Below are 12394 nucleotides of genomic sequence, written 5' to 3'. Positions count from 1 at the left end.
TTTGCGTCATTATTTGATAGGCATAATAAGTAAATATACACAGGTATTAATCTGAATTTTATGTGATTGCTATCACGCTTTTATTTTTATATTACATGGATTATTGGTTTTATTTGTAATTTAAATCAACCAATTGCAGTTTTAAGTGAAAAATATCTATTTATGAGTGTCACTAAATGATGTGATGTATGTCGTGTTTTATTAACATAAGTCAATTAATTAAACTTGGTGTGATGATAATTTAGCTGCCCTCATAATTGGTATTCAATCTAATAGTAAAAGGAGCATTTATGAATGAAAATGAAATTGCGAAAAAGCTAGGGATTAAGATCCGTATGCAAAGAGAAAGTCATAAAATGAGTATTCAGCAAGCGGCCGATTTAATTGGTGTTTCTGAAGATGAAATGAATCGTTTCGAGAGTGGAGAAAGCTGCATTGATGTTGATTCACTTTTTCAATTTGCCTATTTATTTAACTTGGAACCCGCATCATTCTTATATGGTGTTGTAAACATAAATAGTGGCGCTCGTAGTACACTTCATTAAAAATATCAGTATGTTATGTTTTTTCTTTATTTTTAATAGTTAGCTATCACTAGGAAAGCAAAAATTCTCTATTTTTGACCCTGCTTTGATCAAAGGGATTCCATGAATTTAATCGTCTGACCGGAAGAGATTATCTGTTTTACTATTATAGGTTGTTTCTTCCGGCTTAATACTCTGCTTTTAGATTATATCTGCATGTAATAACTGCCTATTATGAATAATCTCATAAAGCTCATCAAAATCATCGCATCTAAAAATAAAATAAAACTCCAGTCTCAATATGAATTAATAACGCACAAGTTTAAATTATATTGATAGCTAAACTTAACTTTATTTAAATAATAATCTTAATTTAATTATTTATAAGTGAGTAGCCATGTTTTTATACGGGAATATACGAATATTCATTAAACGTTAATGATTGTATTACTTTTTATGTTAAACAAATAAACAGATACATTTAGTCATGATTTACTCGGAATCCATTTGTTATTAATATGCAGCTGTAAACTGCTGACGAATAAATTGTGGTCGCTCTACCTCATCTAATATCGCTACCGCTAAATCCTGAACGGATATTTTTGCGGGAGTATTACCATTCATTAATAGCTGTTTTCCACCAAGGCGAAATGTTTCTGTCCGAGCGCCATCTTCAAGCATCGCGGCAGGAGAAACAAATGTCCAATCTAAGCTATCGATAGATTCCAACGTCGTTTTAAATTCTTTGACAGCTTGGGCTCCAGGCCAAATATTGGCTGGAAAATCGGGGGAGTCGAGCAATAAAACACCGGGGGCGATTTCTAAACTGCCGGCACCACCAACTACAATAAATCGTTTTACACCCGCTCTTTTTACGGCATCTAAGATTGCTTGGTTACCTGCAACCGTATCGCGGTACAGATTAGGGTTACTCCATCCTCCATTAAATGCGCTAAGCACCACATCTTGACCTTTAAGCCGAGATGTTAGCCATGCCACATCCGTAATATCTCCTGATTCAGCAATTAAATGAGCATGTTGGGCGAGCTGATTGCTGTGACGAGAAATTGCAGTAACTTGATGATGACGCATTAAGGCTTCAGAAACCAACGCTTTACCGACAAAACCAGTAGCTCCTAGGATCGATATTTTCATGTTTAGCTCCAGCTGCCTTTCATTTGTCAGGCTTGATGAATGTTAATGAAAGTATAGAGCATGAAAATGTATTTGGTTTTTTTTTCTCTAAACTCTAGAGCGACAAAAATCAATCACATGGGTGATCCTTTGCTGAAACTCGGGTGTCAGCCCAGCCGGGGAGAGCCCTAATGAAATTTGCCGTAATGGTTCAGCTATCGCCATAGAGAGGATCAAATCGCTGATAATGGCAAAATCATGCTGTTGGATAATTTCGTCTTGTGCATGGTGGGTTAACCATTGATTGAGTAATTGGCGACTGCGCTCAATACCGTTTTTTTGGTATTTTTCTAATAGCAATTCTTTGTGCACAAAATCCGTTTGTAATAAGCGATACAGCCCAACGGCTTCTTGGGAAAGAACAGTTTTTGCGACAATTTCTAAATTATTCTGCAATAGGTTAAATAGCTCATCGCGCGTTGTGGCTTTTTGTTCAAACAATGGTACAAAGCTATCCGTCCAATTGAGGACGACTCTTTCAACAAGCTCTTCACGATTTTCCATAAACCGATAAATAGTTTTTTTAGCGACTCCTGCACGTTTTGCCACATTATCAATACTGGTGAGTTGGTATCCATCTTCAAGTAGTGAATTCAGCGCTGCATCCATGATTTTTTCTTTGAGAAGCGCCTCAGGAATACTTGGGCGACCTCGATTTGGCTTCTTCTCGCTGTTGTTTGACATAAATGGCTTACCTCATTTTGCTATCTTGACTTTTTTTCATTTTAGCTCAAAACTAATTTGGAAACAAGATAAGTTTCCTAATTAATCGAGATAGGTAGGTCATCATGAAAACAAATCAAACATGGGCAGTTGACGACATAAATCAGTTGCTACTTCCACACCCGTTACGTATGGAAATGGGTATTGAGCGTGATGAAAATGGGTTATTAACAGTCGCCGTTCGTACCGATTTGCATGGTTGTAAAGGCCGAATGTTAGCGTGGTGGTTTACCTTTTTTGAAACCACGCAACATATCCGCTGGTGGCATCCCCATGACCATGTTGCACATCACGGCTGGGATGATAAATGGCAAAAAGGGCAAAGTTTTATTGGCGCTTCCATCCATGCGGTTGAATCTCTCGGTGCGATCCCGCCCGTTGCTGCGAAGTTAAAGTTTAGAGATCCAACGGATTTCTTTGAGGCTTCAGCTTATGAAAAAGCCATCAAAGAGGGGCATATCTCCGGTGCAGTTTGCTCTTCGATTGGCTTTGGTGAGCATATTGAAATGGATGCTAAAGGGTATCCTATTGATGGGAAAATGATGCATCTAGCCCGTGATACTGAGTTTGGTTGTGTATTACGTAGCCGTTTCTTGCTAGGCGCATCTCTTGAGGATCCGCGCACACAGCTGTCCGATGAAATTGGATTAGAGTTAATGCGCCACTGTTATAACGAATTTACCTATTTGTCTCGTTTCTTGCCGTCGTTGTATTACGGTGAGCACGCGAATGGGGAAAATGCACCATTGCCATGGTGAAGTAGTACGAAGTACTGAGGATGTATAAATATAGTCAGGTATAAACAAAGTCTGGATGGTTAGCGCTATACCTCCGAATAGTGTTAGCTCTCCGGGCTTTTTTCGCGAAATAGCTTCAAGATAATACTGGTAATGATAGCGATAGCCCCACCTAAGGCAGTTTCAAGAACTCGGTCAAATAGTAAGGTGTAGACAGGATGACGCCAATAAACCACTTGTTCAAGAACGGAGAGGATTAGGCTGGTGACGACAAAAGTCATAAAGGTATAGCCGTGATGAAAACTCATTGGCAGCAAAAAGGCGAAAACTAAAATAGCCACTAGCCCAATATAAGGCATCAACGGAGTATTAAATAATAGAAATAGGAATAACACGGAAATTAAGCTACCCGCCACCCGTTGCAGTGTAATGCGCACAATACTTTCAGATTTTGGGTGCAATACAAAAACGAAAGTCAGCAATGTCCAATAGAAATGCCCTAAGTCTACCATCCGAGGAATCGCCAACGTTAATAGCAACCCAATGGTATAGGTCATTGATCGTGGAATAATATTTTTACGTAGGGTAAATAGATTTTTTTCCACAGTAAGTGGCGTAATAATGGAATGGCGAGTCATTTTGTGGCTGAGAAAATAATAGGTGAGCAAGGTAACGCCACTGCCAATTAAAAAACCTAAGGTCAGGCTTTTTGATACTTCAGGCAAGATTGTGCCAATGGTGGACATGATAATCATGAATTTCATAGTTAAGTCCATGATCGGATCTGTGCCATAGAGCTGATAATAGATAAATGAGAATATCGCTAGATAAATATAAAACCCAGTGCCTAAGCGTAGCGTATCGCCAATATAGATAGCGACTAAAATCATGGATAGCCAAAAAGCAGTATAGAGGTAATTTTTATATTCTTTAGCGGCATTAAATAGGTTAAATGAGTAGAGCGTTGAAAATGCTGCCCACATGGCGGCCTGAACGTCGATCAGTGCAAATGCCGTGAGAGCGCTTAAAACTAAGCAGCTGCTGAACAGAATTCCGTCATGGATAGCAGGGATTTTCTTCATATTATGATGCTCAAAATTCGTAGTCTAACTCTTTAATTATTAAGAGTATTCTATGATAACATATTGCTATTTGAAGACAAATTTCCCCTTTAATAACATATGAACCTTTGTTTTTAATGGTACAAATAAAGATGTTGATTATGAGTGAATGTATTCATCTATCTGAAAAAATGCATAATAGCGCAGAGCGAGAGCAATTTGTCGTCATGATAAGGAAGAATAAATGCAAATAATTAATCCCCATGATTTTGTTTGGGTTGGTAGTAATAGCGATGTCCCTCTTGATACTCTGCCGGAGTGGGTTCAAACGCAGTGGAACAGTAAACTACCCCTTATTGTGCACCGAGAAAAAGCCGATGAAAACCAACTCACTGTGGCTATTCGCGGTATTAAGCCTCATCAGCGTGTGACGACCCAAATTTCAAAATCGGCTATTACGCACATTATGAATGTGGAATCTTTAGTGTCGAATTCCATTGAACTGCAACGTTCGATGTTTATTGCGTTACCGCCTATCCAAGTTTTGTTGCTAATTTCTCAGCATAATTGGCCTTGGAAATGGGGCGTGACGGGAAGCTGTGCTTATACACTGGCGACGGATATTCAAAGTATGCTGACAGATTGCGACCTTGATGTGGTGATTCGATGCCCAACTCGCCAGCAAAAAGAAGATTTTGCGCAGTTTGCAATCAAAGCGAATACGCCATATTGCCCAATTGATATTCATGTGGAAACACCGAAAGGTGGGTTTTCTTTAGCGGAATGGTTTAAAAATGACCAAGTAACGCTGCATACCCCAACGGGGGATGTGATGACTGCCGATCCTTGGGATGAAAGCCTCTAGGTGATTTGTGATTAAAATGAGCAGTTTGGAACTACTTATTACTCAAACTGCTCAAAAATTAATTTTGATGCTCGTACAGGTGTTTTTTTAGTGCTCGATAGACGGCTCGATTTCTGCGGCACGCTTCCACTCTTGCATCGCTGGTAATGCAATAATGCGCTCAATCCATTGTTGAGCCTGCTCATTGACTTTTAATTGGTAGCTTTGAATACGAAATGCTACGGGTGCAAAAAATGCATCGACGGCAGTAAAGTGTTTTCCTGCTAACCAAGGTCCTTCAAATTTATCAAAACCTTCCTGCCATAATTGCTGAATGCGATTTAGGTTTCCTTGTAGTTCATGTGAAATTTCAGTGAGAGGCTCATTTCTTGTCACATTCATCGGACACTGTTGGCGTAGTGCGGTAAAACCAGCATGCATTTCAGCACTCGCGCTGCGAGCCCAGGCTCTCGCTGATTTTTCAGTGGGCCAAACTTGAGGGAAATCTTCGGCAACATATTCACAAATTGCCAAAGAGTCCCAAATGGTCTTATCGCCATCAATCAGGCATGGCACTAAGCCTGAAGGTGAAAAACGGCTAAATTTTTCATGGCTACTTTTGCCATTTTCGAAGAAGCAAATATTCTCTTCAAAAGGGATTTGTAATGCTTTTAACAGGATCCAAGGTCTTAGAGACCATGAAGAGTAATTTTTGTTGGCAATCCATAATGTATACATACGCTAGCCTCTAAGAATAAAGAAAAAACAACCTATAGACAGAGTACCAATTTAGCAGGAATAGAGAAAATTAGATTAATTTATTCATTGAAATAAAAATTTCACCTACCTATTTTAGAAAAGCTGAACTATATTTATAACAAATTCATCTATCATATTATGATGGGTAATAAGAAAATCAGCAGATTAAATAATCTTAGGCGCTATTAGGTGTAATTTATTTACATAAATAGAAGATTCTTTATTAAAGGTTTACGCTTGTAATAAGAAAAATAGAATTCATCTATTTTTCATCATGATGATGATACTATTTGAATATCTTCGACAAAATATTTGTTTAACTTTGGGATAGGAATAAAGCCAGATTAACCTTATGATTATTCCTACTTGGTAAAACAAGTAATTACCTTTAAAACTATATGGTTTTTAAATTATGCAATGGAAAAATAACGCCACTCGTTATGGGCATCTTTCGCTGCTCATTCATTGGTTGGTCGCAATTGTCGTATATGGAATGTTTGCATTAGGCTTATGGATGGTGTCATTAGGCTACTATGACACCTGGTATCATCAAGCTCCTGAAATACATAAAAGCATAGGAATGTTGCTATTCTTTATCATGCTTTTTCGTGTGGTTTGGCGATTTATTTCTCCACCACCTAAGCCGTTATCGAGCTATAGCAAATTAACGAAATTTGCTTCCATTACGGTTCAGCTTTTAATTTATATTATTTTATTCTCTATTTTGATCAGCGGTTATTTAATTTCAACTGCGGATGGACAAGCAATAAGTGTATTTGGTTGGTTTGAAGTGCCTGCATTATTTACAGGTGCAGCAGAACAAGCGGATACAGCAGGTGAAATTCATCTTTATTTAGCTTGGGCTGTTGTTTTGTTATCTGTTCTGCATGCATTTGCAGCTTTAAAACACCATTTCTTTGATGGTGATATTACTTTAAAAAGAATGTTGGGTTTTAATCCCGATAAATAACGTGGAGAGAGTTATGTTGAAGAAATCTATTTTAGGTCTTGCTGCGGGTACTTTATTATTATCAGCAGGATCTGCACTGGCAGAAAATTATCAATTTGATAAACAAGGTCAACACGGTTTTATTGAATTTCGTATCCAGCATTTAGGCTACAGCTGGTTATACGGTAGCTTTAAAGATTTTGATGGTAACTTTACTTACGATGCGAAAGATCCTGCAAAAGATAAAGTTGAAGTGACAATTAAAACTGGCAGCATCGACACTAACCACGCAGAGCGTGATAAGCATTTACGTAGCCCAGATTTCTTAAATGCAGCAAAATTCCCAGAAGCGAAATTTGTCTCCACAGAAGTGAAAAAAGAGGGTGACAAATACCTCGTAACAGGAGACTTCACCTTAAACGGCGTGACAAAACCAATCACTTTAGATGCGAAATTAACGGGTGAAGGTAAAGATCCTTGGGGTGGCTACCGTGCAGGCTTCGAAGCGAAAGGGAACATTAAACTGAAAGAGTTTAATATCAAATCTGATTTAGGTCCTAAATCTCAAGAAGTTGAGTTAATGCTGTCTGTTGAAGGTGTTCAAGTTAAGTAATTCGTATTTTTGAAATGCGTTTCCTTCAATTTATCAAAACCGCAGGGACTGAAATAAGTGTCTGCGGTTTTTTCATTCTTAATTCTGATTAGAACTGTTAATTTTCTGCTTTTTTCTTCGCATTTACTCCTATTCCTATAGCGATATGGTCGCATTCACGACTAGAATAATAATAAGAGTTTATTATTGAGTATTGGTTTTTTGGCTTTTGTTGTTAACAACAAATGGTTAAAAGACAGATTGTTAAAAGGCAGATTCACTTTGAATACAAACAGTTCACGCAAAATCGCAGTAGTCGTTAGCATCATTTTTATTATCTTTGCGCTGGGTTTTTACTGGTTAAGTAAAGACAACAACGTACTATCGACGGAAAGTAATAGCGAAATTCATTCAGAGGCCATTGCTCAAGTTGAAAAAGAACTGCCGATTTTAGTCACGATCAAAAAATTAAGCCCGGTCACTTACCAGAGCTTTGAGCCTTTAATGTCTCAATATGATCCTGCAAACGAAGACTTACGTCGTCAATTATTGGATCAGGTTGTTAGCCAATCAATGAATCTGGTCGTTGAGCGCATGCCTTATGCCTCCGATGAAACAGTGATTAATTTTGTCGCTAAAGTGAACGACAATATCAAATCATTGTTAGAGCAAGACCCATCCGGGAAAATGTGTTATGACGCGTTATTCCCACAGTTAAGGGATCCTGCGGATGTCATTCCGCCACAAAAAAGCCAAGATGTCTTATTAAAACAAGTGAGTGCAATCAATGCCTTGTTGATTTCTAGCGAAACAAGCGAGAAGCGTACCACGTTATCTGAAGAAGAGTATCAGACATTGATGGACTCCCTGAGAATCGGATTAACGGAAAAATACGGAAATGACGTTACCATGCTGATTGATGTGAAGGCTGGGAAAAAATCACCTGCAACAGTTTGCCAAATTTCAATTAGCTTGTATGACTCTGCACTGAATATTCCAGACAATCAGAAAAAAGCGGCATTATTACGCTCATGGTTTTCTGCAAAGAAAAAATAATAGCGCCAGCTAACCATCCCAATCTTTTAATAGGATTAACTCACTGAAAAACGTCAACAGTTTGATGAAGTGAGTTAATCCTTGTTGCATTTTGTTTCAATATCTATCCTCTAATAACACGCCGAAAACGATATACTGTCTAATATAAATAGTAGTTATTTATTCGCGTGGCTTATCTGCGCTACTCATTCAATACCATTTGGAGGCAAGATGCGATTTGTGAAGAAAAGCATTGTTACGCTCTTAACCATCGCTGCAATTTATGTTCCTGCCATGGTTTCTCAGGCTTGTACCCGCGTTGTTTATCTCGGGGAAGACCAACAAATCATGACCGGTAGAACCATGGATTGGAAATATGATGTGGGTACCAATTTATGGATTTTTCCACGAGGTATGGAGCGAAATGGCGCAGCAGGGCCGCAATCACTCAAATGGAAATCCAAATATGGTAGTGTGATAGCGTCAGGTTACGATATTTCTACGACGGATGGCGTTAATGAAAAAGGGTTAGTGGCAAACTTACTTTGGCTCGCCGAATCGAAATACCCTGAGTTAGATAATAAAAAGCCCGCGTTGTCTATTTCGCTATGGGCGCAATATATGCTGGACAACTATGCCACGGTTGAAGAAGCTGTTGCCGCATTAGAAAAAACGCCACTGATCGTTGCGACTGATAAGGTTCCGGGACAAAATCGCTTAGCGACTTTGCACTTGTCGCTTTCCGATGCGAGTGGTGATAGCGCGATTATCGAATATATCGATGGCAAACAAGTCATTCACCATAGCCGTAAATACCAAGTCATGACTAACTCTCCGGCTTATGAAAAGCAGTTAGCAATGCAAGAGTATTGGCAAGGTATTGGTGGCACGGTAATGCTACCAGGGACCAACCGCTCAGCGGATCGTTTCGCTCGAGCGCAGTTTTACATTAATGCTATTCCACAAAAAACAACGCCAAATAAAGCGGTTGCCAGTGTGTTTGGGGTTATTCGTAATGTGTCTGTTCCATACGGTTTAACGTCTGAAACGTCCCCTGAGATTTCATCTACCCGTTGGCGCACACTGGTTGATAGCAAGCGTCAACTCTATTTCTTTGAGTCTGCTTTAACGCCAAATATTTTTTGGACGGATCTAAAGAAAATTGATTTTTCCAATGAGACCGGAAAAGTGAAAAAATTAGATCTCGGTGAAGAGCAAAGCCATATTTATTCGGGTGATGCGACCGCGCAATATGTTGATACCAAACCGTTTGAATTTATGGGACTGAGTGCAGAGCAGCTGGGTTACTAAGTCCAAGATTCCGAGTTTAACCTCCTGTACAGCAGGAGGTTGATGCACATCAACTCATTCATTCTTTATCTATGAAAACGTTGCACTATTAAGATGAACGGCATAAGATGTATTTAATATGCAACTTAAAGGTGACCCCATGACTGAATTAGTGTGCTACAAAACCCTGCCTGTTTGGGATAAGGCTTCGATTCCGTTAATGTTCCAAGACCGCCATAACACCAAAGAAGATACATTCGCCCAATTGAAAGTGTTACAAGGCTCCCTCGATTTTATTATTTTTTCTGAAGACGGCAGCGAGCAAAAATTTACGTTTGATACACAAAATCAACCGCCAGTGATCCAACCGCAAGTCTGGCATCGTATTGCCGATTGCAGCGATGATATGCGTTGCCAACTCTCTTTTTTATGCCGTCCTGAAATTGAGTTTTATAAGCGGTATGATCTCAGCGTGCCTCACTCTGAAGTGCGCTATCTTTGCGAGAATAACTTAGTAAAACCTTGCAAAGTATTGGATTTAGGTTCAGGTCGTGGGCGTAATAGCTTCTACCTTGCTCAGCAAGGGTACGATGTGACAGCAGTGGATATTAACCAAAACCATATTCAAGCCATCGAAACTGTTAAGCAGCAATCGGGCATAGAAAATATCCATACTGCGCTATATGACATTAATAGCCACCAGATCCAAGGTGACTATGATTTGATTATTTCTACCGTCGTGTTGATGTTCTTACAACGAGATAAAATTGCTGACATTATCGCGGATATGCAATCACACACTGTAGAGGGTGGAATTAATATTGTTGTATGCGCGGTAGAAACGCCGGATGCGCCACTGGATATGGTGCCATTTAAGTGCTTCTTAAAACCAGGTGAATTACAGCAGTATTATCAAGACTGGGAAATTCTCAAATACAATGAAAACCCAGGACACTTGCATAGAACCGATGCGCAAGGTAACCGAATTAAACTGAACTTTGCAACGCTGATTGCTAAGAAAAAATAACCTGCGATAGCGAAGATAATAGGTTGTAAAATTAACGAGGGAAATCAATTTATTGATTTTCGCCTGATAACACAAAGAGGGAAAAACCACGCTTTTATCCCTCTTTGTCATCAACATAATGGGTTGCCTAGGCAACCCATTTTGCGTTCTATGGTGAGGGATAAAATGAATTTTAGGGATTAGACGCTGCTGCTTGTTTTTCGCTGCGCTCTAAGGTTTTTTCGAGTAACACTGAATAAAGTGGTCGACCCCCTAAGAATTGCGCCACCATTGTTGCGCCAATACAGGTAATAATCATCGGTAAAATCAATTGATAGTTATTGGTCATTTCCAACACTAAGACAATGCCCGTTAATGGCGCACGCACTGTCGCGGCAAACAACGCTCCCATGCCGGCTATTGCAAAGGTACCAACCTCAATTGAATAATTTGGGAACAGCTCCAGTGCGGCATAACCATAAATTCCGCCAAACAGTGTGCCAAGGGCTAATAACGGCGAGAAAATCCCTCCCGGCGCACCAGAACTAAAGCTGATGGTTGAGGTTAAAAAGCGCAAGGCAAAAAATACCATCAGCATGGTGATAGTGAAGCTATTGGCAACCATTTGGTGGATCACGCTATAGCCGCCACCCACAACTTCTGGCGCAAATACACCGATAGCGCCGCAGCTACCTCCAATCAAACCACCCATCAAAACAAACCGTGATACTTTATTTTGGTAGAAAGCTAAAAATAGGCTTTGCAGATAGAGTAAGAAGCGGTTAAAGCCAATGCCCACAATTCCAAATAACATGCCTAAAATCAGATATAGCCACAGGGTTTCCATGGGGGCAGAGGAGAACTGCCCAATATTCAATACTGCGGCTTCGCCATTAATTAGGCGAAAGACAATGGTGGCACTGACGGCGCCAATAAACACGGCTTTGATGGAAATAAGGCTGTATTTAAATTGTGGGCGCATCTCTTCGATGATAAACAGTATCCCCGCTAATGGGGCATTAAAGGCGGTAGAAAGACCAGCAGCGGCACCCGCAGCCAATAATGTATGGCGAGATTCATTATCTTTGAGGCGAAATAGGTCATAAAACATTTGGCTAATGTTCGCCCCCAGTTGCACGGTGGGACCTTCACGACCGAGCACCATACCGGAGCCTAACGTACCTAACCCACCGATAAATTTCACTGGGATCACGCGCCACCAACGGACAGGGCGCAAATCTTGCAGTGCCCCTTCGATTTCTGGGATCCCAGAGCCTCCCGCTTCAGGTGAAAAGCGTTTAACCAAATAGTAGCCGAGCATAGCTAATAAGGCAGAAGCTACAAACATGGCAGGGATCACCAACCATTTGTTGGTGACATATTGGTTAACAGACGCGATACGAATATTGCTGACCCACTCAGTCCCTAGCATAAACAGGGAGCCTATCAGCCCAACGACGGCACCAATAATAGCAGCTAAAACAAGCACTTTGAGTGGTGTTTTATCAGATTCTTTCACGTGACGTAAAAAACTAAAATGGGTTTTGTTGTCTGATTTTGGAGTCGAATTAGCCTGCATCATCGCTTTTTGATTCTCTTAAAATGATTTAACAACAATAACTTATGAAGTATGAATGATAAACATAGTATAGCAATACTGCTTTGAAACCCCAGCGAAAA

At 39.8% G+C, this 12394-nt stretch carries 13 protein-coding genes; 8 read left to right on the top strand and 5 right to left on the bottom strand.

Annotated elements, in window-relative coordinates:
• The first annotated feature begins 290 nt into the window (after positions 1–290).
• Positions 291–545 carry a helix-turn-helix domain-containing protein gene (locus HFU86_RS14325; RefSeq protein ID WP_036952076.1) on the top strand — a complete coding sequence of 85 codons (255 nt, stop codon included), beginning with the start codon at positions 291–293 and terminating at the stop codon, positions 543–545.
• Positions 546–1037: 492 nt separating this feature from the next.
• Here the strand turns inward: HFU86_RS14325 and HFU86_RS14320 are convergent, their stop codons facing one another.
• Both HFU86_RS14320 and HFU86_RS14315 read right to left on the bottom strand, forming a co-directional pair.
• Positions 1038–1679 (bottom strand): NAD(P)-dependent oxidoreductase, encoded by a 642-nt coding sequence (locus tag HFU86_RS14320; protein ID WP_187129524.1) that lies wholly within the window; start codon positions 1677–1679, stop codon positions 1038–1040.
• Between the two features lie 87 nt (positions 1680–1766).
• Positions 1767–2402 carry a TetR/AcrR family transcriptional regulator gene (locus HFU86_RS14315; RefSeq protein WP_187129523.1) on the bottom strand — a complete coding sequence of 212 codons (636 nt, stop codon included), beginning with the start codon at positions 2400–2402 and terminating at the stop codon, positions 1767–1769.
• 104 nt (positions 2403–2506) lie between these two features.
• Between HFU86_RS14315 and HFU86_RS14310 the strand changes: the two genes are divergently transcribed.
• A complete protein-coding gene (locus tag HFU86_RS14310; RefSeq protein ID WP_132496665.1) occupies positions 2507–3199 on the top strand; it encodes a DAPG hydrolase family protein in 693 nt (230 codons plus the stop codon).
• Between the two features lie 83 nt (positions 3200–3282).
• Here the strand turns inward: HFU86_RS14310 and HFU86_RS14305 are convergent, their stop codons facing one another.
• The gene (locus HFU86_RS14305) at positions 3283–4260 is read right to left on the bottom strand and encodes an FUSC family protein (protein WP_036952064.1); all 978 of its coding nucleotides are present in this window, start codon (positions 4258–4260) and stop codon (positions 3283–3285) included.
• Positions 4261–4483: 223 nt separating this feature from the next.
• On the opposite strand from HFU86_RS14305, the gene HFU86_RS14300 reads away from it, so the two are divergent.
• The gene (locus HFU86_RS14300) at positions 4484–5104 is read left to right on the top strand and encodes a malonate decarboxylase holo-ACP synthase (RefSeq protein ID WP_036952061.1); all 621 of its coding nucleotides are present in this window, start codon (positions 4484–4486) and stop codon (positions 5102–5104) included.
• 87 nt (positions 5105–5191) lie between these two features.
• Here the strand turns inward: HFU86_RS14300 and HFU86_RS14295 are convergent, their stop codons facing one another.
• Positions 5192–5821, bottom strand: a complete 630-nt coding sequence (locus HFU86_RS14295; RefSeq protein ID WP_132496664.1) for a glutathione S-transferase family protein — start codon at positions 5819–5821, stop codon at positions 5192–5194.
• 433 nt (positions 5822–6254) lie between these two features.
• Between HFU86_RS14295 and HFU86_RS14290 the strand changes: the two genes are divergently transcribed.
• The 5 genes from HFU86_RS14290 (at position 6255) to tehB (ending at position 10735) form a co-directional block, all read left to right on the top strand.
• A complete protein-coding gene (locus tag HFU86_RS14290; protein WP_036952053.1) occupies positions 6255–6812 on the top strand; it encodes a cytochrome b in 558 nt (185 codons plus the stop codon).
• Positions 6813–6825: 13 nt separating this feature from the next.
• The gene (locus HFU86_RS14285; RefSeq protein ID WP_036952050.1) at positions 6826–7404 is read left to right on the top strand and encodes a YceI family protein; all 579 of its coding nucleotides are present in this window, start codon (positions 6826–6828) and stop codon (positions 7402–7404) included.
• 261 nt (positions 7405–7665) lie between these two features.
• Positions 7666–8439: a topoisomerase IV gene (locus tag HFU86_RS14280; RefSeq protein WP_255425987.1), complete on the top strand. Its 774-nt coding sequence runs from the start codon at positions 7666–7668 to the stop codon at positions 8437–8439.
• A 210-nt stretch (positions 8440–8649) separates the two neighbouring features.
• Entirely contained in the window at positions 8650–9729 is a 1080-nt protein-coding gene (locus HFU86_RS14275; protein WP_187129522.1) for a linear amide C-N hydrolase, read from the top strand.
• 118 nt (positions 9730–9847) lie between these two features.
• Positions 9848–10735, top strand: coding sequence for an SAM-dependent methyltransferase TehB (tehB, locus tag HFU86_RS14270; RefSeq protein ID WP_187129521.1), 888 nt, complete (start codon positions 9848–9850; stop codon positions 10733–10735).
• Between the two features lie 172 nt (positions 10736–10907).
• Here the strand turns inward: tehB and clcA are convergent, their stop codons facing one another.
• The gene (gene clcA / locus HFU86_RS14265; RefSeq protein WP_187129520.1) at positions 10908–12296 is read right to left on the bottom strand and encodes a H(+)/Cl(-) exchange transporter ClcA; all 1389 of its coding nucleotides are present in this window, start codon (positions 12294–12296) and stop codon (positions 10908–10910) included.
• Positions 12297–12394 lie beyond the last annotated feature (98 nt).

Source organism: Providencia sp. JUb39 (assembly GCF_012272845.1).
Lineage (GTDB): Bacteria > Pseudomonadota > Gammaproteobacteria > Enterobacterales > Enterobacteriaceae > Providencia > Providencia lanzhouensis.
The sequence above is the reverse complement of the archived record's forward strand: the minus strand, read 5'-3'. Positions and strand labels throughout refer to the sequence as shown.

What these genes read in the sequence shown, in the direction of transcription:
- HFU86_RS14325 (WP_036952076.1), top strand. Translation starts at nt 291, where the DNA reads ATGAATGAAAATGAAATTGCGAAAAAGCTAGGGATTAAGATCCGTATG.
- HFU86_RS14320 (WP_187129524.1), bottom strand. Translation starts at nt 1,679, where the DNA reads ATGAAAATATCGATCCTAGGAGCTACTGGTTTTGTCGGTAAAGCGTTG.
- HFU86_RS14315 (WP_187129523.1), bottom strand. Translation starts at nt 2,402, where the DNA reads ATGTCAAACAACAGCGAGAAGAAGCCAAATCGAGGTCGCCCAAGTATT.
- HFU86_RS14310 (WP_132496665.1), top strand. Translation starts at nt 2,507, where the DNA reads ATGAAAACAAATCAAACATGGGCAGTTGACGACATAAATCAGTTGCTA.
- HFU86_RS14305 (WP_036952064.1), bottom strand. Translation starts at nt 4,260, where the DNA reads ATGAAGAAAATCCCTGCTATCCATGACGGAATTCTGTTCAGCAGCTGC.
- HFU86_RS14300 (WP_036952061.1), top strand. Translation starts at nt 4,484, where the DNA reads ATGCAAATAATTAATCCCCATGATTTTGTTTGGGTTGGTAGTAATAGC.
- HFU86_RS14295 (WP_132496664.1), bottom strand. Translation starts at nt 5,821, where the DNA reads ATGTATACATTATGGATTGCCAACAAAAATTACTCTTCATGGTCTCTA.
- HFU86_RS14290 (WP_036952053.1), top strand. Translation starts at nt 6,255, where the DNA reads ATGCAATGGAAAAATAACGCCACTCGTTATGGGCATCTTTCGCTGCTC.
- HFU86_RS14285 (WP_036952050.1), top strand. Translation starts at nt 6,826, where the DNA reads ATGTTGAAGAAATCTATTTTAGGTCTTGCTGCGGGTACTTTATTATTA.
- HFU86_RS14275 (WP_187129522.1), top strand. Translation starts at nt 8,650, where the DNA reads ATGCGATTTGTGAAGAAAAGCATTGTTACGCTCTTAACCATCGCTGCA.
- tehB (WP_187129521.1), top strand. Translation starts at nt 9,848, where the DNA reads ATGCAACTTAAAGGTGACCCCATGACTGAATTAGTGTGCTACAAAACC.
- clcA (WP_187129520.1), bottom strand. Translation starts at nt 12,296, where the DNA reads ATGATGCAGGCTAATTCGACTCCAAAATCAGACAACAAAACCCATTTT.